18 protein-coding genes are annotated in these 19,670 nt (G+C 54.0%); all 18 read right to left on the reverse strand.

Annotated features, from left to right (window positions below; genetic code table 11):
- Positions 1–56 precede the first annotated feature (56 nt).
- The 18 genes from OHJ21_RS17715 to OHJ21_RS17800 all read right to left on the reverse strand — a co-directional run bounded on the left by OHJ21_RS17715 (position 57) and on the right by OHJ21_RS17800 (position 19,643).
- Positions 57–575, reverse strand: a complete 519-nt coding sequence (locus OHJ21_RS17715; protein WP_100538876.1) for a DinB family protein — start codon at positions 573–575, stop codon at positions 57–59.
- A 238-nt stretch (positions 576–813) separates the two neighbouring features.
- Positions 814–2,127, reverse strand: coding sequence for a 6-phospho-beta-glucosidase (locus OHJ21_RS17720; RefSeq protein ID WP_486020720.1), 1,314 nt, complete (start codon positions 2,125–2,127; stop codon positions 814–816).
- Positions 2,112–3,104, reverse strand: a complete 993-nt coding sequence (locus OHJ21_RS17725; protein ID WP_100538878.1) for an N-acetylglucosamine kinase — start codon at positions 3,102–3,104, stop codon at positions 2,112–2,114. The genes OHJ21_RS17720 and OHJ21_RS17725 overlap by 16 nt, the downstream gene beginning before the upstream one ends.
- Before the next feature lie 105 nt (positions 3,105–3,209).
- Positions 3,210–4,877 (reverse strand): extracellular solute-binding protein, encoded by a 1,668-nt coding sequence (locus OHJ21_RS17730; protein ID WP_100538879.1) that lies wholly within the window; start codon positions 4,875–4,877, stop codon positions 3,210–3,212.
- 73 nt (positions 4,878–4,950) lie between these two features.
- Positions 4,951–5,844 carry a carbohydrate ABC transporter permease gene (locus OHJ21_RS17735; protein WP_100538880.1) on the reverse strand — a complete coding sequence of 298 codons (894 nt, stop codon included), beginning with the start codon at positions 5,842–5,844 and terminating at the stop codon, positions 4,951–4,953.
- 22 nt (positions 5,845–5,866) lie between these two features.
- Positions 5,867–6,820 (reverse strand): ABC transporter permease, encoded by a 954-nt coding sequence (locus OHJ21_RS17740; RefSeq protein WP_100538881.1) that lies wholly within the window; start codon positions 6,818–6,820, stop codon positions 5,867–5,869.
- A gap of 133 nt (positions 6,821–6,953) precedes the next feature.
- Positions 6,954–7,832 (reverse strand): AraC family transcriptional regulator, encoded by an 879-nt coding sequence (locus tag OHJ21_RS17745; protein ID WP_015737064.1) that lies wholly within the window; start codon positions 7,830–7,832, stop codon positions 6,954–6,956.
- A gap of 225 nt (positions 7,833–8,057) precedes the next feature.
- Complete coding sequence (bglS, locus tag OHJ21_RS17750; RefSeq protein ID WP_326119353.1) at positions 8,058–8,828, reverse strand: beta-glucanase; 771 nt, start codon at positions 8,826–8,828, stop codon at positions 8,058–8,060.
- A gap of 285 nt (positions 8,829–9,113) precedes the next feature.
- Positions 9,114–9,971 (reverse strand): helix-turn-helix transcriptional regulator, encoded by an 858-nt coding sequence (locus OHJ21_RS17755; protein WP_486020723.1) that lies wholly within the window; start codon positions 9,969–9,971, stop codon positions 9,114–9,116.
- A 197-nt stretch (positions 9,972–10,168) separates the two neighbouring features.
- Positions 10,169–11,065, reverse strand: a complete 897-nt coding sequence (locus OHJ21_RS17760; RefSeq protein ID WP_486020725.1) for a phytanoyl-CoA dioxygenase family protein — start codon at positions 11,063–11,065, stop codon at positions 10,169–10,171.
- A 159-nt stretch (positions 11,066–11,224) separates the two neighbouring features.
- Positions 11,225–12,004 carry a helix-turn-helix transcriptional regulator gene (locus OHJ21_RS17765; RefSeq protein WP_486020726.1) on the reverse strand — a complete coding sequence of 260 codons (780 nt, stop codon included), beginning with the start codon at positions 12,002–12,004 and terminating at the stop codon, positions 11,225–11,227.
- Between the two features lie 137 nt (positions 12,005–12,141).
- The gene (locus OHJ21_RS17770; protein WP_486021052.1) at positions 12,142–12,984 is read right to left on the reverse strand and encodes a sulfurtransferase; all 843 of its coding nucleotides are present in this window, start codon (positions 12,982–12,984) and stop codon (positions 12,142–12,144) included.
- Between the two features lie 36 nt (positions 12,985–13,020).
- Positions 13,021–13,794 (reverse strand): ABC transporter ATP-binding protein, encoded by a 774-nt coding sequence (locus OHJ21_RS17775; protein ID WP_100538886.1) that lies wholly within the window; start codon positions 13,792–13,794, stop codon positions 13,021–13,023.
- Between the two features lie 21 nt (positions 13,795–13,815).
- A complete protein-coding gene (locus OHJ21_RS17780) occupies positions 13,816–14,832 on the reverse strand; it encodes an ABC transporter substrate-binding protein (protein ID WP_100538887.1) in 1,017 nt (338 codons plus the stop codon).
- 40 nt (positions 14,833–14,872) lie between these two features.
- Entirely contained in the window at positions 14,873–15,649 is a 777-nt protein-coding gene (locus OHJ21_RS17785) for an ABC transporter permease (RefSeq protein ID WP_100538888.1), read from the reverse strand.
- 5 nt (positions 15,650–15,654) lie between these two features.
- On the reverse strand, positions 15,655–16,995 hold the full coding sequence (locus tag OHJ21_RS17790; protein WP_100538889.1) for an LLM class flavin-dependent oxidoreductase: 1,341 nt from the start codon (positions 16,993–16,995) through the stop codon (positions 15,655–15,657).
- 76 nt (positions 16,996–17,071) lie between these two features.
- Entirely contained in the window at positions 17,072–18,052 is a 981-nt protein-coding gene (locus tag OHJ21_RS17795) for an aldo/keto reductase (protein ID WP_486020729.1), read from the reverse strand.
- 268 nt (positions 18,053–18,320) lie between these two features.
- Positions 18,321–19,643 carry an LLM class flavin-dependent oxidoreductase gene (locus OHJ21_RS17800; protein ID WP_486020731.1) on the reverse strand — a complete coding sequence of 441 codons (1,323 nt, stop codon included), beginning with the start codon at positions 19,641–19,643 and terminating at the stop codon, positions 18,321–18,323.
- Positions 19,644–19,670: the final 27 nt, after the last annotated feature.

A 19,670-nucleotide genomic window follows, 5' to 3' on the forward strand; every position in this document is an offset into this window, starting at 1 on the left:
AAAAAAAGCCCGGAACGCGATGTTCCAGGCTTTTTCCCATTTTGAATCATGGACGCTTAGTGGCTTATGGTATACAAATAATAGCCATAGTCGGTAGGCGTGCCGGGATGGCCGATTTGCCGGAGCATCGCGGTTACGTTCCCCCGATGATAGGTCCCGTGGTTAACTATATGTTGGATATAATCCAGGCAGCTGGCTCTAAAATCTCCGGACGGATAGATGGTGTCCAGATTCTCGTGCTGTTCGATAAACAACCGGAAGCGCGCCGCCAGATCGTCCATTAACTGGCCCAATTCTTCGATTCGCTTGCCTTCCGTTTCCGCAACCAGCCGATCGATCGAATCCTTCAGACTCTCCAAGTACGCAGGCGATACCTCCGTGACTCCTCCCACGTTAAAGAACGACAGCCAGCCGGAATCAATGACATAGATGTGCACCATCGTGTCATAAATGGATGGAAAAACGCTGACAATCTCCTTGCGGTATACCTCTCCTGAAAGCCCCTGCAAATATTCGCAAACCTTCCGGTTAGCCCATACGTGGTAATCGTACTGCTTCAATATCCATGTTTTCAAATCGTCGTTCCCCTTTTCATAGGCGAGGAAGCACGCAGTTTAAGGGCAATTATGCGCTAATCCCCCTATAAGTTTGCCCGTGAACGATTGTTGTCTTCATCTCGAACGCCTCCTGAAATTAACCTGATCCCATTCTAGCATAAATTACGTTTCCCAGGTGGTAAAATCACGGCAGGCTGCTCATGGACGCTGGAAAAACGATATGCGTTACAATAACCTGCCGGCTTCATTTGGATTCCTAAGCTTTGACCTTTTGAAAAAATCGCGGCAAAAACGAACGGTTCCTCTCCAGCATCTCATCCAGCATGGCTTCAGCGGCACTGACGGAATCGGTGAGCGGATGCGCGCTAAGAGCTAGCAGCGCCTTCTCCCTGCTGCCCGTGACCGCTGCCTCGATGGCCAGGCTCTCGTAGGTCTTCACGGCTTGGATCAGGCCGATCGCCGCAGCCGGCACTCGCTCGACAGGTACCGGCACCGCGCCGTTCTTCGTCACGACGCAGTTCACTTCGATACTGGCATCCGCCGGCAGGAAGTCCAGCGTGTCGCCGTTCATCACGTTCAATGTTTGAATCTCCCCACTATCCGTATGAATGGCCTTCATCAAATTGACAGCCGCCTCGGAGTAATAAGCGCCGCCGCGCTGCTCAAGCTGCTTCGGCTTTTCGGCAAGTTCCGGCCGCTTGTAAATCTCAAACAGCTCATCCTCAAGACGCTGGACCGTTTCGGCCCTTGTCTCGCCTCTGGCCGCGGCAGCCTGCTGCTCCTCCAGCATCTCCCGGTGGAGATAATAATATTTTAAATAATAGGATGGAATCGCGCCCATCGCCCGGATCAGCGTATCGTTCCAGGCAAGCTGCGGCACGTTGCGAGCTGAGTAGCTCCCTCCCGTTGCCAGCAGCTCCTCCAGCTTCGACACGCCATCGACCTCGATCCGGCTGATCCAGTGCAGATGATTCAATCCGGCAAACTCACAGTAGATTCGCTCGACCGGCACCTCGTAAAGCCCGGACAACCACTTGTAAGCGGCGATGGGGGAGTTGCACAAACCGATGGAGCGGATGTCGGAGTGCTTCATGACGGCTTCCGTTACCATCCCGGCGGGATTGGTGAAATTCAGCAGCCAGGCATCCGGACATAATGCCTCCATGTCCTTGCATATATCCAATAGCACCGGTATCGTACGCAGAGCCTTCATCATGCCGCCGGCTCCGGTCGTTTCCTGCCCGAGCATCCCGTATTTCAGGGGGATCGTTTCGTCCCAGCCTCTGGCCTCCAGCAGTCCGACTCGCATCTGAGTCGATACATAATGGGCATCCTTCAGTCCTTCCTGACGGTCCAAGGTCAACGTAATGCGAATCGGCAATCCGCTTCGCACAATCATCCGCCGGGCCAGACAGCCTACAATTTCAAGCTTGCGGCGGCCTTCCGGGATATCCACGAGGACGATGTCCGTCACCGGAAACGACTCATAATGACGGATGAAACCTTCAATCAGCTCGGGGGTATACGAGGATCCGCCCCCGATAACAGCAACCTTCAATCCAGTATCCATTCCACATTCCTCTCCTTCACGGCAAGCTCATGCTGCAATTGTTCATACACGGCTGTGCCCGGAACCACGCCGTTCTCATCCATTGCGAGCAGGACGGCACCCGCTGCGGGCTCAAGGGCCAAAATGCGCACCCGGCTATTCGGGGCTGCCGCAAGAACCTGAGACTCAATATACGGAACGACGTAATCCCTTTCTCCCCGGGTCAGGACGCTGCCGGCCAGCACGACATCGAAGGCGTCATTGCCCATGCCGAGCTTACGAATTACCGCGCTGGCGACCTTCCCCAGCTCCATGCCTTGCCTTTCCAATATCTCTCTTGCAGCTTCATCGGCGGGTGCGGCTTGAAACAGCAATTTCGCCAGTGTATGCGGCGCCCTTCTGCCCTCGTCCAAAAATCGGTGAAACATCTCTTCCACGCTGCCGAACCTAAGCGCATCCAGCGTTAGCGGCGTCAATGAAGTCGGCTTCTCGCGGCCTTCCCAGGAACGAACGACCGTCCGAAACACCTCGACGGCCAGGTCAGCGCCTCCGCCGAAATCGCCGAACGCATAACCGAATCCTCCGATCTGAACCTCCTCGCCTGCCGCGTTGACGCCATAACCGTTCGTCCCGCTTCCGCATATAAGGACGACGCCGTCCCTCTGTCTTGTGCCGGCTCTCATGGCAATGACGGTATCGCAGGCGATATGGTGTTTCTTGAAGCCCATGGCGCCGATCATGGGCCGCAAGATGCGAAAGTCCGCCTCGCGGTCGGCTCCCGCCAGCCCGAACGATGCGCAGGCGATGTCTTCTCGCCCGAGTCCCGCCTGTCCAAGCGCCTCTTCAACGGCCTGCCTGATGCTTGCTTCCGCACGCGCTGCGCCAAGCTGATGGTTGCCGCAGCCGCCCATTCCCTTTCCAGCGATTCGTCCTGTCCCGTCCGCCACGACGGCCAGCGTCTTGCTTCCTCCGCCGTCGACTCCCAAGTAGTAATTCAAGTATGATCTCTCCTATGATGCCCGGCTCATGAAGCCGTCCTGCCCAGCGAATGCCAGCGCATATTCCGCAAGCCCCTGAAGGAATGGACGGCTTCGCCGTGACGTTTATTTCGATGCTTTCAGCTTCTGCTTATTCTCCTGCCATTTTGCTGTTTTGTACTGTAATAGCTTGTCGTAACCCGCTTTTTGCGCATCTGCCTCTGCCTTATCCAGAAGCGAGAGCACTTCCTGATCCGAGGAGGCCGAGCTGATTGCCTTGGCTCTGGCCTGCTCATAAATTTCGAACACACGCTGCGCAATTATGCCCTCCTCGGAATCGCCTGCCGGATCGAGGTTGACGTACTCCGTCGTGTTCATCTGCGTCTTCCAGGTAATCTCCGATTGCCAATACGTTTCAAAGTTCCGCTTCTCCGGCGGCAGCGTAGATTCGAATTTCATCTTGGAATTGTCGACATACACCGTGTTGCCGTTCCACTGGAAGTTCACCGTGGCGTTCATCAACTCATCGCGCCCCTTCGCATCGCTGGTGAATTTATCGGTGAACAGCGGCATGTCCTCTTCGTCCGTCCCGTCCCAGTACAAGCCTTCAGGGCCCCACATGATCGTCCGCTGGCCCTCGGGACCGGTGAACCAATCCAGGAAAGCAAAGATAGCTTCCGGATCTTTCGCCGCTTGCGTGATGACGCTGACATTCCAGCCTAGCTGCTTGTAATCGCCCGGGAAAATCTTGTCGCGATCCAATCCTTCCTTGTGTACCGGCCATATCATGATGTAACCGGCATCAGGGTCCTGCGCCTTCAGCAGATTGTTGCCCTTGGAACCGAATTCGGTCGGGCTGGAGGCTACATAAACCGCCACGTTGCCGCTCAGAATCTTCTGCTCGACTTGCTCCAGCTTCTGCGTGAAGGCATCCTGCGTAATGAGTTTCTCGCGGTACAATCGGCTCATGTATTGAAGCAGCTCCCGATAAACGGGATCCGTGAACAGCGACACAAGTTGATCCCCCTGGGGTACGGCGATCATACTGTTGAACGTATACGGGCGGTTCTCGGCAAAAGCAGACACCATGATGTCCACGCCCGCTGCGGATTGGCCAACCTCCAGAGGAACGACACCCGGATACTTCGCCTTCACTTGCTTCAAATAGGCGTACAGATCATCCGGCGTTTCCAGTTTTGGCGATCCAAGCTCCTCGTATATCTTTTTATTGACGAGATAGCCGGCATTGCCGTTCGGCTGCGTTGTATACCAGTTCGGGAATTGATACAGCTTTCCGTCCGGCGAGCGAAGAAGATCGAGCGTGGATTCCCCGGCCCATTTTTTCAGATTTGGGTATTTATCCAGATAATCGTCGAACGGCACCAGCATGCCCTCGGCACGCAGCTTCTCGACCTCCGCGCCCCGTTCCATCCATATGACATCCGGCAGCTCCCCGGACACAATCATCGTACTGAGCTTGTTCTTGGCAACGCCGCCGGAACTGACCGGAACCACGTTGACCTTCTTGTTCTCCTGGATCCACTTGGTTGCAAGATCCGCGCCCCAATCCGGCATCGTATACCAGTCATAGTGGCCATAGAACGAGAATTCCAGCGGCTTCTCTCCCAGCACAAAGGTATCCTCTCCGGCTGGTTTCTCATTGTTTTGCGAGCTTGGGCCTTCCTTCTCCGGGCTTGCGGCATTCCCTCCCGAACCCGAACATCCCGTTAAAGCCATGATGATGACAAGCGTGACTGACCATGCAGATAGAAGCCTTTTTCCCCTTTTTTTCATTCCAAGTGCTCCCTTCATGATTCATCTATGGTCAAAGCTGCCGCTTCAAACCCTTGGCAAGATGGCTGTTGAATTACTCCTTCAAAGAACCGATTAATACGCCCTTCACAAAATACTTCTGAACGAACGGGTATACGCACAGGATCGGGACGGTTGCCACCATCATGGTCGCCATGGACAAGGACTTGGTCGTTACGGCCTTCATCGCGCTCATCCGGCCCTGCGCCGCGGCATCCATGTTCTGCATCTGTTCCATCATGATGTTGGCATTGAGGATCTGCTGAAGCTTCGTCTGGATCGGCAGCAGATCCGTGTTGGATATGTAAATGCTTGGCGCAAACCAATCATTCCAGTGATACACGGCCGTGAACAACGACAGCGTCGCAATGACCGGTCCCGATAGCGGAAGCACGATTCGGAAGAATACGCCCCAGTTCGAGGAACCGTCGATATGGGCCGACTCCTCAAGGCCGGGCGGGATGCCCTTAAAGAACGTCCGGAATATGATCATATTCCACACGCTGATGATGCCTGGTACGACCATAACCCAGAACGAGTTCATCAGGCCCAGCTCCCGAATAAGCAAATAATTCGGAATGAGTCCGCCGCTGAAGTACATCGTCACGATGCAGGTGACCATATAAAAATTCCGGCCCATCAACTCGCGTTTAGATATGCCATAAGCGAATATGGCGGTTGCTGCAATGGAGAGAAAAGTACCGGTCACCGTACGGAGCACCGAGATGACGAACCCGTCAATGAGGCGCTCGTCCTTGAACACTACGCGGTAATTCTCCAGCGTAAATTCGCGCGGCCAGAACGTAATGCCGCCCTGCATCGTGTCGGTCCCCGAGTTAAACGAGATGACGGCAGCGTTCCAGAATGGGTACAGCGCGATAAATGCCAGCAATGCCAAAGAGCCGTAGATGAACCCAACGAATACCCGATCTCCGTTTGACAGCCTCATATGCATCTCTCCCCTTTCTGCCCTACCATAGGCTGTTCCCCGACCGTCGGGCCCAGTAGTTGGCTCCGGCCAACAACAATACGCTGATGATCGCCTTGAATAGACCCGCCGCCGTAGCGTAGGAGAATCGGCTGTTCTGAATGCCAATCCGGTAGACGTACGTGTCCAGCACGTCGCTGACATCCCGCAATACCGGATTACCAGCCAGCAGCAAAATGTCCTCAAAGCCGGCATTCAGGAAGTTGCCGATCGCCAAAATCGAGAACACAACGATGATCGGCATAATGGACGGAATAGTGATGGAGATGATCTGCTTCAGACGGCTCGCACCGTCAATTGAAGCCGCTTCATACAGTTGGGGATTAATGCCCGCAATGGCCGCCAAATACACAATGGAGGAAAAACCGATCTCCTTCCACACATTCGTTACCGTCAGGATGCTCCAGAAGTACTTCGGCTCCGATAGAAAATTGATCGGTTCATCGATCAGGCTCAGCTTCTGCAGCAGAATGTTCAGACTGCCGTTGTCCGTGGACAGAATGGAGATCGCAAAGCCCGAGACGATGACCCACGACAAGAAGTGAGGCAGATAGCTGATCGTCTGGACGATCCGTTTGAAGGAATGCCTCCCAACCTCATTGAGCATCAGTGCGAGCAGAATCGGTGCAGGAAACCCGATGCACAGCTTCAGCAGGCTGATGACCAAGGTGTTCCGCATAATGGTCCAGAACTCCGGCGCCCCAAAAAACATCTCAAAATGCTTGAAGCCGACCCACGGGCTGTTCAGAAACCCCTTGAACAGACTGTAGTCCTGAAACGCCATGAGTACCCCGTACATGGGAATGTAGCTGAAAACCAGAATGAACATCATGGCCGGAAGCACCATCAGCTGTATATCCCATTGCTTCAGAAAGCGGCGCAAGCGGCCTTTCTTCACATGTGTCTCCGTCCTGCTGCCGATCCCGATTTGCGGCATGGGCATCTCCCCCTTTTTATTTTGTGTTAGGTTTATTGACACATTCTTGAGATGCTTGCCATTTTATTGTATCGCCTGACCAGGCTCATTTCTCTGCTAAAACAAGCAAAAACCAGCACTATTTCACTGGTTTTTAGGAATGCTGCTTTTGTGAAGCCTTCGGCGTCATGCCGATGTGCTTTTTGAACAGACGATTAAAATTGGTCAGCGTGCGGAAGCCGCATTCCAGGGCGACGTCCATCACTTTCATATGGCCTCCTTCCAGCATCGTGACCGCCTGCTCCAGCCGAATGTGGATCAGGTACAAGAGGGGCGGCATGCCGACCGCACGCTTGAATATTTCGCTGAACCTGGAAGGACTGAGATAGACCAGGGAAGCCAACTCCTCCAGCGTCCAGGGGTGGGCGAAATTTTGCTCCATCACCATGATGACTTGACGCATTTTCTCCAGCTGCCGTTCGCTGATGCTGGGTTCGCTTCCGCCTTCCCCTTCGATCCGGCACTGCCGGTTTACGGTGGCAAGAAATTGGAGCAGAAGCGAGTATACTACCGTAGCGTAAGACCGCTGTTCCCCCACATGCTCCTCCTGCAGCTCAAACAGCAGCGAACGCAGCTTCCCCATGGCCGGATGGTCGCGGGGGATCAGGTTCATGTAATGCTTGCCCATCTCGCGAAACGGGCTGAACAGCTCCGGATCGAACCGGAGGTTATGGATAAACCAAGTCGAATCAAAAGAAATGACGGTCATGACAAGATCCTTCGTCTCGTAAGCGCAGTGAAGATCATTCGAGTTGATGAGCAGTACATCCCCTTGCTGGAATTCAAATTTTTGCCCGTTGATGATGTAGTAACCCATACCGGATTTGATGTAATTTATCTCCAGCACGTTGTGCCAATGAAGCTTCTGATAGGGGCTGGTCACGCCAATCGTATCGGCGACAAAAATCGGATAATTCTTGGCTAATATTACTTTTTCCTTCGGTATCGCTTCTTCCCGCATGATCGATGGCATGATAAATCCCTCCATAACCGATATTTTCTTGTAAGCGTTGCATCCATACATTTGTTGTAAAAAACTCTACCATCTATATTTCATAGTTGTAAATAAAAAGCTGCCCCAAATGTCATTTCTGACCTGGGACAGCTTGTTGGTGCGATGATTCCAGAACAATAAGCGGATGCTAATCAAAGAAACTCCAACATACCTGATAAAATCATCTGCCGAATACCCGATAAATTAGTTGGCCGGCGTGAATTTGATCCAGTCATAGTACGCGCGTACCGGCGAACCCGGGTAATTGAATGTTCCGGTCCATATCTCAGCCGGTCCCGATCCTGACCACAGATTAACCATGATATGGCCCGGACTCGTCGGAAGCGCCCCGCGGGAGCCATTCTCCGTATGAACCAGTTGGCCGTCTACGTACCACTTGATGGACGAGGGTGACCATTCGAACGCATAATTATGGAAATCGAGCGACGCATCAAACCCTAAATTGATGATGGTGCTGTGCTGGCCTACGCCATTGGTAAAATAATTCGTTTCCATCTTCGTGGTGTCCTTCCCCAGGATTTCAATATCGATTTCGTCATTGGACGTGCCTGTGGCTTGACCGGAATACGTAAAGAGGCTCGTCACCAAGCCCGTTCCCTTAGCCGCTTTGATCCGCGCTTCAACCCGGCCATAGCCGTACTTCAGATGTGTCGCATATTCACCGGAAGCGTAGGATTTGCCCGAGCAGTTCGCAGGGCATCCCGCATTGTCAAGCCGTAAAGCCATAATTCCGTTAGAGAACTCCTGGTTTGCCGCCTTCCAGCCCACCCCGAAATCCGGGCCATTCGCCCATCCATCGGAAGTATAAAACAGATTAGGGTTCGTGCCGTTCAGCGGCTCATTAAATGCAACGTTGGCAGCCGACGCTTGAATCGGTACCAACAATCCGCATAACAAGCTGCCAGCCATAAGCATTGTCGTCATTTTCTTTCTGAACACACTTAGCTTTTTCATGAATAACACCTCTTTCTTGAAATGTAATAAACGGAAAAAAGCTCGAAGATCCCGTGCTGCTCATCCCCCTGACCGCTCGATCCCTCCCTTCATCTCATAGCCGTGTGACCACCAAGAATGGTTGATCCATTCTATCCTACACGCAAATCACTTGGAAATCTTAGCCATTTCAAGGATAAAACGACACTATTTAACGGCTCTTGCTGCCTTGCCAAGCAAAAAAGGACTGCAACGGGCCTTATGCTCCACCCTGTCACAGTCCTGTTATCCTACCCGTCTGATTCACTATATGGGTACCGGCACGTGCTGCTGCCGATACGAGCTGGGGGACGTGCGGTAATATTTAGCGAACGCTCTCGAGAACGTGTGGAGGTTGGAATATCCCAGCGAAAAAGCAGCCTCCGTCACGGACACATCGGTTTCGGTCAGCAGCACCGCTGCCCGCTCCATCCGCAGCTTCATTAAATAATGACTCGGACTGATGCCATACACCCGAATAAACTCACAATACAGATGCGTCCGGTGTACGCCGGCATACTCGACAACATCCGTGACCGTGATCCCCTCCATGTAATGGGAATCCATATAATGAACGCTTTGCTCGAGCCAGTTCGTTTTACTCCCTCTTTTGACCGTGGCGGCAGCCAGCAGTTCAAACAGCTGATATAACCATTTCTGTCGTCCAAATTCGTTGCCAATGGTATCGTCATCCACACACCCGTATATTTGATTCAACACCGCCTGCAGCTCCCCCTTCATCACGGCAAACATAAAGGGCTTGCCCGGATGTAACCCGATCCGGGTCAATGCACTGTCGGTCAATTCTCCATCCAGGACGACCCACTGCGTACGCAGCGACGGCTCCGAATGGCGATTCGGTTCCCAGTAACTGAACCTCGTATGAGGGAACAGGCAAAAGACGTCCCCTTCCGACAAAGTGACCTCCTCATCCCCGTAAGCCAGTGAGATCTTTCCGCTTAGAACAAAATGCAGCGAATAGTTTTCGGATACTTTGGGGCCCACGTAATAATGGGGTTTTGCCGTGCTGCGGCCTGTACGGAGAATCCAGATTCCGCCCTTTCTTTCCATATCCGACGGTATGCAGTACTTCATTTCGGCATACTCAAAGGCCAACTCCTTCACATGATATCCCTCCCTCACAAAAAAAGAATGTTTCCAGCTACCGTGGAACCCTGGCAGTTACGCCTGCCTTCATCAGGTAAAAAACAACAAAAAGACACAGCCCATGGCTGTGCCTCCAGTGATCTGGTCGGCGAGCTTTGTGTTCTTTTTTTTGCGATGTGCTCTACTCGCAATCCGAGCTTAAGCCATGGGAACGCTTATACTCCCCATTCCATGCGGGCTTCAGCTACCGACTTCTGCGGCGTGCGTCCCCAAGCATAATGACCTTTGGGTTTGCGGCCGATCCATCGCTCATCCACCGGTTCGGATGCAAGCTGATAACGGGTATCCGCGCTGATTCGGTAATGGTTGGTGTTGTTGTTCAGCGAGGTGTGCATCATGTACATTCCGAATATAATGGCGTCGCCGGCTTCAAAAGCGGTCGTCGCCCATTGCCCGCCGTAGCGGTCCACAATCTCGACGGGGTCCTCGGAGAACCAGCCCGTGGCAACATTGTCACGATCAACGTCCATTTCCCCGTAGGTCTGCTTGATTTTCGTAAAATGCTGGGACCCGAGACACATCGCCAACGTTCCCATTTCAAGAGGGATATCCCCAAACGGCGTCCACATGGTGTACAGATTCTTCGTGCCTCTACCCATATACACAACATCGTAATGAGCGCCGGTATTGCCTCCGCGAGCGACGGCGCGCGGCCACTTGTAGTCGTATGTCATCGCGGCGCCGCCCAGCAATCGTCCAAAGAAGTCCAGCACCGTCGGCGAATTGACGACGTCCAAAAACTGGGGGAAATCCGGCTGCAATTGCTCGGTACTGCCGCCCCACATTCCGCCCTTATTCTCCGATCCGATGATCCCGTCTTCGACAAGGGCATGGGGATCCAGCCTGCCCATGGCCCCCAGTTTGTTCAAGAACTCCATTCTTGCGTTCAAGACTTGTTCCCGCTTATGGAAACCACGAATCAGGAGATATCCATCCTCCTGCAGCCGGTTTCGCAGCGCTACCGTATCCTCTAGCATGTCATTGCAGTCTCTTAATTCCGTGAGGTATTTACCTCCCCACTCCAATTCCCGTTGTCCGATGGTCACCTTCATAACAAACCTCCCTTTCTGTCCGTCAGCATAACCTGAAGCGAAACATGCACGCTTCAAGTATCCTTATCCTAGTGGATCCGGAAGAGGAAGTCGTTACCGAAAACCGAACCAAATTTACGCAAAACTCGTCTGCATCCGCGGTAGGCTATCGTAAGCGCGTTAGTGATGATATAGGCGCTGCCGGTTTCTCCACTCTGATGGGGGGCAGCCCTCCATTTTTTTGAACCAGAGCGAGAACGAGTGAAGCTGGGAGAAGCCGACCGATTCGGCAAGCGACTGGAGGTCTTTATCGGAGGAGCTTAAGAGCCACTTCGCTTCCGCAAGCCGGCATTGCTGCTGGTACTGCTTCGGGGTCATGCCGTATATTTTGGCGAACTGCTTGCGGAAGCCATCCTCGGACAGTCCCGCCATTTCCGCCAGGGTAGAGACATGTATTGGATCCCGGATATGCTGACGGATGTAGTCGCCGATGAACGAGATGGACAGCGCCTGATGATCGGAATGGGCGTGTTCGTTAAGAAACAATAAAAGCAGCTCCACCCAGACCGTATAATTCCGTATCGGGTCTTTCAACGGAGCAGAACGGATTCTCAGCCATTCGCGGAACAAGCGTTCATAACGGTCCCGATCCAGACGGGACAGGGCGATGATACGAGTGCGGCCATCCTGAATAAGCCTGTCGAACAGCCCTTTCACCTCAGACGGAATGCGGTCTGCCAAAAGCACGCCGAAGCGAATAGGGGACAACGCGTGGAACGAATGGGGAACCTCGGACGGAATGAGAACTACGTTCCCGGATTCCACTCTCGCTTCCCTGCCGTGCGCGCAAAAGCGGCCGCTTCCTTCCATTATCAACGTAATTTCAAGTTCCTGGTGGCTTCTTAAGCCGTCATCTTCCCAATGTTCATCATGTGCGCCAATAAAACTTTTACATTCCATCAAGGTTGTTAACCCCCTTGCCGCATGTCGATTTCGAACAGTTATGTTTTCAACTATACCGTCGATAAATCTTACGTCAAGTCGGGATAACCTGCGAGAAGCACCTTAACTTGCGCCAGTCTCAGCATGATCCATGATCAAACTTCACCTGCGGCAATCTCATGGTCCTTGTAGCTGATCCAGTCGCTCCAGCTGCCTGCATACAGCTTCACCTTACCGTATCCGGCTTCCTGCAAAGCCAGCACGTTCGGGCACGCGGACAGCCCGGAGCCGCAATACACAATCACTTCATCCTCGGGAGATATTCCGGCAAAACGTTCCCGCTGCCGCTCTGCTCCCTTCCATGTACCGTCCTCGTCCATCCCGTCCTTCCAAAAGGCGTGCACCGCCCCCGGAATATGTCCGGCCACCGAATCCAGCGGCGCTGTTTCTCCCGTGAACTGTTTCCAGTCCCTTGAATCGAGCAGGGTCACGCCGGCTGCGCCAAGCTTTGCCCTCACCTCGTTCACATCAGCCAGCCAATCCTTCTGGACACTTGCCTGGAATACACGCGGAGTTAACTCGCTCTTCTTCGAAGTAAGCGGATATCCGGCTGACTTCCAGCTTGCGAATCCTCCATCCAATATATATGCCGACCCATGGCCCAGGTATTTCAAAATCCACCATAACCGCGCTCCTTCCGGCCGAAGATCATCGTCATAGACAACGACAGGCGTACTCGCATCGATTCCGAGATTGCCGAATCGCCGGGCAAGCTCATCCGGTTGCGGCAGCGGACTCCGGCCGCCATGCTCGCCTGGCGGATCCATCAGATCCTTTTTCAAATCAACAAATACGGCGCCGGGCACATGCTCATACCGGTAAGCCTCAAAGCCGTAACCCGGATCGCCCGGGCTGAATCGGACATCCGCGATAACCAGCTGACCCGGGTTCGACTGCAGTTGTTCCAGCACCCATTCCTTGCTTACGACATTTGACAATAGCTTCACGTCCCTTCTGATTTCCAGCGGCTGTTTTTAAATAGTAAATTCCAAATCCGCTTCCGTCTTCACATCATAAATCGCGGAGTAGATATCGTTCTGAATCTTCAGCAGACTGGCATCCTCCCGCTTGCGTGGACGCTCATGGGGAACGTCGAAAATATGGTGAATTCGCCCGGGACGCGGGGACAACAGGACGACTCGGTCTGCGAGAAAAACAGCTTCGGATACGTCATGGGTCACAAATACCACCGTCTTCTTCTCCTCCTGCCATATGCGGAGCAGATCTAACTGAAGCTGAAGCCGGGTAAGATGATCCACCGCGCCAAAAGGCTCGTCCATCAGGAGGATGTTCGGACTACTCACGAGTGCCCTTGCGATCCCTGCGCGCTGCCGCATGCCTCCCGACAGATGATGGGGATATTTTGAACCGAATCCCTGGAGACCGACCATATTCAGATATTTGTCTACGAGCGTTTGCCGCTCCGTCTTTTTCATGCCGCCCAGCTCCAGCCCGAGACCCACGTTCTGTGAAATCGTCCGCCACGGGTACAGGGATGCATCCTGGAATACAACCCCCGAGCTCCGGGTGGGTCCCTTAACCTTCGCGCCATCCAGCAAAATCTCGCCTTCCGTCGGGAGCTGCAACCCCGCCAGCAGTTCGAGCAGCGTGCTTTTCCCGCAGCCGCTCGGCCCAAGGATGCACAGGAATTCGCCGTCCCGGACCTGCAAATTGATATGTTGAAGCGTGATCGTAGGAAGATCACCGTCATATACCTTCGAGACATTTTTCACCGTAAAGCCAGACATAGGAAGGCCTCCTGCCACACTTTATTTTGTCGGAATAAATCTGAGGTCCAGAATGTCCTCCACCTTGTAGATCTCATCCTGGAAGCCCAATTCCTTCTGAATCTGCTGGGTGTCGTTCAGCGCATTGATGTCCACGTCCGGATTGTTCTCCCACAGCACCTCTTCACGCTCGAGCGCCAGATCCAGCACCTCGGGATCGATCTCGATATTTTTCAGATAGTAAGCCTTGTACTCTTCCGGATGGCTCTTCGCATATTCCTGGGATTTGAAATAGGCCCGCAGCAGCTTCTCGACCAATTCCGGTTTCTCATCCAGAATACCGTCGCGCGCCGCCAGCACACCGGTGTGGAAGGTCGGCAGGTAATCCCATCCTGTAGCGATGATATGGCCTTTCCCCTGCTTTTCCGCAAGAGAAGCGAACGGCTCATGGATGATGGTGGCGTCGACCTGCCCGGTTTCCAGACTCGCGTAAGCCGCCTGATGCGTGCTGTTGGCAATGAAGGTCACATCCTCCGGCTCCAACCCATGTTCCTTCAGGATGACCTGCGTATACACCTCCAGCCCGCTGCCGAACACGGCGATGCCCACCTTCTTGCCCTTCAGGTCTTCCACGCTCTTTATCTCCGGCGAGGCAATCAGATAGAACGGCCCCTTGGTCCGGAACATGGAGGAGACGATTTTGACGGGAGCGCCCTTGCCCGCAGCCACAATCGCCGTCGTCGTGGCCACGTCAACCACGTCAATGTCCTTGCTGGTCAGACCGGCAATCGGGTCCTTGGTGGTGATAAATTCGACGTCAAGCCCTTCCTCCTCAAAGAATCCCTTCTCCGCCCCGAAGGACACCGCCAATCCACTGACGCCGCTAAGCGGGGCGTACCGGATCTTCTCCAGCTTGGTGCCTGCCGCGCTTTCTCCGTCTCCGGTGGACGATGCTGCTCCCTTGCCGCTATCTTGACCGCTTGCGCAGCCGGCCGTCATGGCGATCAGCCATATCGCCGCAAGAGCTATAAGGTATGGACGTATTTCTCTTCTGTTCATATGGATCTCTCCCCCTGTAAGTGAAGCTTTTTCTGATGAACTATGATGATTTCCATTTCAAGAACACATTGCGCTCCAACAAATCGATGAATGAAATAATAAGTACGGATACAACGGTAACCAGCGCTACGATAGCAAAGGCCTGCGCGGTATTATACAGCGATGTCGCCTTCACGAGAATATTCCCAAGGCCATCCTTCGACGCGAGCATCTCCCCAAACAGAGCCCCGACCAGTCCGGTTGCAGCCGATAGGCGCAGACCCGCAAAAATGGTTGGCGAAGCCGATGGCAAAATCACTTTCATGATGGTCTGGTACCGCGTGGCCTCGAATACTTGGGCGACCTTCAGATGATTGTCCGCCGTCTGTTTGATGCCGGTCATCGTATTGACCGTGATCGTAAAGAAACAGAACAGAAACACAATCGATATTTTATGCGTGACCCCGATCCCGAGCCAAAGCGCAAGCAGCGGCACAATCGTGACTTTCGGAATCGCCATCAGCGCCGAGAGATACGGCCGGAAGAACTGCTCCGCCCAAGGGATCAGCACCAGAGCCATGCCGACGGCCAAACCGCCAAGGGCGGCAATGCCGTAGCCCGCAACGAATTCGGCCAGGGTGACATACAGATGCTTCCAAATCTCCCCGTCGCCGAACAGTTTGAACAGCTCTCGGAATACCTGGGAAGGTGCGGGCAGGTACAGGCTGCTGACGGTTTCCGTACGAACCAGAAGCTCGCAGATGACCAGTATAATCAGCAGCAAAACCGCCTGCCCTGCCCAGATGCCGCGGAATTTCTTGGCTTTCCTCGTTCCCATCAGGCTCACCCCTTCGCAATCAGATCATAGCGGTTCCCGGGGCGGCTCAATCCCAAGTGCTCCCGGAAGGTGCTGCCTTCATATTCGGTACGGAACAATCCCCGACGCTGAAGCTCGGGGACAACCAACTCCAGGAACAAATCCAGTCCACCCGGCATATAAGGCGGGCACACATTGAATCCGTCAGCCGCTTCATCCCGGAACCATTCCTCGATGATATCCGCCACTTGCGTCGCGCTGCCGACAACAAGCAGATGCCCGCGGACCGTCACGGTGAAGAAATAGAACAGATCCCTGACCGTAATATCCTCGCGCCCGTTGGCCCCTCTGGCCAAGTCGGCCCATTGCAGTGCCGTTTCCGAAGCGGATACATCCGGCAGCGGATCCTCCAGGGAATATCCCCTTAGATCGATCCCGATCTTATCCGACAGCGGACCCAGATCGTAATCGGTCACAACCAGTTCATTCAGCTCCGCATATTTGGCCCGTGCGTCTTCCTCCGTCCGGCCCACGATCGGAACCAGCCCCGGCAGGACCTTCAAATCCGAATCCTCCCTTCCATACTCCGCCAGACGGCCTTTCACTTCCTTGAAAAATTTCACGGCGACTTCCTTCACATTCGTTCCGGTGAAGACCATGTCGGAATATTTGGCCGCCAGCATTTGACTGCGCAGGGAGGTTCCCGCCGTGATTAGGGGTAGCTGCCCCTGAATCGGGCGCAGAATGTTCAGCGGCCCGGCGACGGAGAAGTGCTCGCCGACATGGTCCAGCGTGTGCACCTTGCTTCCGTCGGCGAACACGCCGCTTGCTTTGTCCCGCGGAAGAGAGTCATCCTCCCAGGTGTCCCACAGCCCGCTCACAACTTCGATAAATTCCTCGGCGTAGTCGTACCGCTTGGCGTTATCCCAATGCTTCTCCCGGCTGAAATTCAGTGCGGCCCGCGGATCGGAGCCTGTCACGACATTCCATGAGGCCCGGCCCTGGCTAAGATGATCCAGCGATGCCGTGAAGCGGGCGATGTTGTAAGGCTCGGCATAGGTGGTGTTCACCGTGCCGATCAAACCGATTTTATCCGTTGCCGCAGCCAGATAGGACAGCATCGTAAACGGCTCCAGCCGCGTCATTTGGGAAGGGAATAAATGCTGCATATCGGCGCTCGTGGCCAACCGGTCCCCCAAGAAGAAGAAATCAAACTTGGCCTGCTCGAGTTTCTGGGCAACCTCCTTCAGGAATTGGGGATCGTAAGCCCCGTCCGTCTTGCCTTCGGGCAGTCTCCAGCCCGCTGGATGATAGCCTGTCCCGAATAAAAACAATCCAAGATGCAATTGACGACGTTTTAAACTCATGGTTGTGTCACCTTCCTGATTCATATTGGTTATCGTTGATATCGTGCTGTATGGGTGTGTCACCTATATATCCGCTTTATCCGCGGAGTTCCTCCGTTAAGCGGTCGATCTCCTGCAGTTCTTCCTCTGTCAGCCGCTCATCCGAATGCTTCAATGTTTCCGCGATATGCTCGGGCTTGGATGCCCCGACAATGGCTGACGTGATGCCCGGGCGGCTGAGCACCCAGTTCAGGGCGAACTGCGGAAGCGTCCATCCCCGCTGCTCAGCCAGCGGCCGGATCGCTTCTACAATAGAAAGAGCATGCCTCTGGTTCAGCAGCAATTGTAATCGCTGTTCACCTGCAGCCAGGCGCGAGTCCGATGGGGGAGCTTCGCCCGCCCGGTACTTCCCTGACAATATGCCCCGGCCGAGCGGACTGTACACGATAACCCCGACCTGCTCGGACAGGGCAAAGGGGATCAGCTCGCGTTCGATCTCCCTCGTAATGAGGCTGTATTCCGGCTGCACGCTCTCGAATCGGCGAAGGCCATGCAGCGCACTGATGCCGTGGGCTTTGGCAAGCTGCCAAGCGGCGTAGTTCGAGCAGCCGATATAGCGAACTTTGCCCTGACGCACAAGATCCGTAAGCGCCTCAAGCGTCTCGTCCAGCGGGGTAAACTCATCAAACCGATGTACTTGATAGAGATCGATATAATCCGTTTGGAGCCGGGCAAGGCTGTTCTCCAGCGCGCGGTAAATATGATAGCGGCTTTGACCTTGGTCATTGATGCCGTGTCCGATGCGGTTATGCAGCTTGGTTGCAAGGAGAATGTACTGTCTTCGCTCCTTCAGCAGCCTGCCTAGAATGTCTTCCGCTTCCCCGAGCTGGTTTACATTTCCGTTATCCATGCCCGTGCCATACACGTCAGCCGTATCGATCAGATTAATGCCAGAACCAAGTGCCTGGTCCAATACGGCGGCCGAAGCCCTCTCATCGATCCAGCGCCCGAAGGCCATCGTCCCCAGACTCACCTCCGACACTTGAACTCCGGTTCTGCCCAGCGCTCTATACTTCATCATTGCAGCCTCCTCGTAAGATTCATATAAGAAAACCTCTATCGGGGTTTTTTCAAGGATGAGCGACCGCGATTCAAAGGCAGGTTTTCTTGCGATATCAGGAAAGCCCCTGCTTCGAAGTCTGATATCTAAAAAAACAGCCGAAGACACTCCTCGGATCACAAGTTGATCCAAGGATGCATCTCCGGCTGTCCGGTAGAATGTGCATTAATTCTATTATTTCCGATATGTTAAGTAGGATTATAGCACCGTCTAATTTTGTCGTCAATTATTTTTCATGTTGGGTTTTCGGCCGGATGAGACCGAGATGGTCCCGTAACGTTCTGCCTGTATAGTCCTCGCGAAACACGCCGCGCTGCTGGAGCAGCGGTACTACACGATCCACAAACTGTTCGAGACCACCCGGAAGCAAAGGGGCCATTATGTTGAATCCGTCGCAAGCCCTGCTTCGAAACCAATCCTCGATCCGATCGGCAATCTGCTGCGGGGTTCCGATCATCGTCATATGACCTCTGGAGACCGCGTAATGCCGGCCAAGCTCCAGAATGCTCATGCCCGATTTCGCAGCCATATCCATAATCATGATCGCCCGGCTGCTGTTCCCTTCCCTCGGCAGATCAGGCAGCGGACCGTCTACCGGATATCCGGTCAAATCCGCATTTAGCAATTGAGATACATATTTCACCCCTGCTTCCGGCACGATGAGCTCGCTGAACGTCCGGTGATACGCCAATGCTTCGGCTTCGCTCTCTCCGAGGAAGATCAGCAGGCCCGGCAGCACCTTCACCTCTTCCCCTTCCCGTCCATACTCCTTGAGCAAGTCCTTAAACTCGCGGTAATACCTTATCGCATCTTCTTTACTCTCACAGGCCGTGAACACAACATCGGCTGTTTGGGCTGCCAGCCTTCTTCCCGCTTCCGAGGTTCCCGCTTCAATGATAACGGGCCTGCCTTGCGGAGATCTGGGCATGTTCAACGGACCCTCCACCTTGAAAAACGCTCCTTCATGATGCACCCGATGAATCCGGGTCGTATCCGCAAAGACAGCTCTCTGCCGATCCAACACAAGGGCATCGTCCTCCCAGCTGTCCCAACATCCCGTCACAGCCTGTAGAAACTCCTCCGCCCGTTCATACCGCTTCCCGTGCTCCATTAATACAGCCGAGCCGAAATTGCGTGCCTCTGCATCCTTCGTAGAGGTCACCACATTCCATGCGGCTCTGCCGCCGCTGATATGATCCAGCGTGGAGAGGCGCCTTGCCAAAGCGTAGGGCTCGTTGAATGTGGTAGATGCCGTGCCGGCTAATCCAACATACTCCGTAACGCCAGCCAGACTGCTGAGCATGGTCAGCGCTTCAGGCTGCAGAAAGCTGACATTCGTCTGCAAATCCTCGATCAATGGAATTGAGTTGTTGTCCGCAAGGAATACCATATCGAATTTCCCGCGTTCGGCTGCTTGAGTGCAGCGCTTATAGAAATCGTAATCCACGGCTCCGACCCCCGCCGAACCGGGATGCCGCCAAGCGGCGATATGATGGCCGTAATTCATTAGAAAAGCACCCAAACTTAATTGGCGTTGCTCCGCTCCCATCCCTATACTCCCCTTCGCTTTAACTCT

The organism is Virgibacillus sp. LDC1 (assembly GCF_025792345.1).
In the GTDB taxonomy this organism is placed as follows: domain Bacteria; phylum Bacillota; class Bacilli; order Paenibacillales; family Paenibacillaceae; genus Paenibacillus_AQ; species Paenibacillus_AQ lautus.

What these genes read in the sequence shown, in the direction of transcription:
- OHJ21_RS17720 (WP_486020720.1), bottom strand. Translation starts at nt 2,127, where the DNA reads ATGGATACTGGATTGAAGGTTGCTGTTATCGGGGGCGGATCCTCGTAT.
- OHJ21_RS17730 (WP_100538879.1), bottom strand. Translation starts at nt 4,877, where the DNA reads ATGAAAAAAAGGGGAAAAAGGCTTCTATCTGCATGGTCAGTCACGCTT.
- OHJ21_RS17735 (WP_100538880.1), bottom strand. Translation starts at nt 5,844, where the DNA reads ATGAGGCTGTCAAACGGAGATCGGGTATTCGTTGGGTTCATCTACGGC.
- OHJ21_RS17740 (WP_100538881.1), bottom strand. Translation starts at nt 6,820, where the DNA reads ATGCCGCAAATCGGGATCGGCAGCAGGACGGAGACACATGTGAAGAAA.
- OHJ21_RS17745 (WP_015737064.1), bottom strand. Translation starts at nt 7,832, where the DNA reads ATGCCATCGATCATGCGGGAAGAAGCGATACCGAAGGAAAAAGTAATA.
- bglS (WP_326119353.1), bottom strand. Translation starts at nt 8,828, where the DNA reads ATGAAAAAGCTAAGTGTGTTCAGAAAGAAAATGACGACAATGCTTATG.
- OHJ21_RS17760 (WP_486020725.1), bottom strand. Translation starts at nt 11,065, where the DNA reads ATGAAGGTGACCATCGGACAACGGGAATTGGAGTGGGGAGGTAAATAC.
- OHJ21_RS17765 (WP_486020726.1), bottom strand. Translation starts at nt 12,004, where the DNA reads ATGGAATGTAAAAGTTTTATTGGCGCACATGATGAACATTGGGAAGAT.
- OHJ21_RS17775 (WP_100538886.1), bottom strand. Translation starts at nt 13,794, where the DNA reads ATGTCTGGCTTTACGGTGAAAAATGTCTCGAAGGTATATGACGGTGAT.
- OHJ21_RS17780 (WP_100538887.1), bottom strand. Translation starts at nt 14,832, where the DNA reads ATGAACAGAAGAGAAATACGTCCATACCTTATAGCTCTTGCGGCGATA.
- OHJ21_RS17785 (WP_100538888.1), bottom strand. Translation starts at nt 15,649, where the DNA reads ATGGGAACGAGGAAAGCCAAGAAATTCCGCGGCATCTGGGCAGGGCAG.
- OHJ21_RS17790 (WP_100538889.1), bottom strand. Translation starts at nt 16,995, where the DNA reads ATGAGTTTAAAACGTCGTCAATTGCATCTTGGATTGTTTTTATTCGGG.
- OHJ21_RS17795 (WP_486020729.1), bottom strand. Translation starts at nt 18,052, where the DNA reads ATGAAGTATAGAGCGCTGGGCAGAACCGGAGTTCAAGTGTCGGAGGTG.
- OHJ21_RS17800 (WP_486020731.1), bottom strand. Translation starts at nt 19,643, where the DNA reads ATGGGAGCGGAGCAACGCCAATTAAGTTTGGGTGCTTTTCTAATGAAT.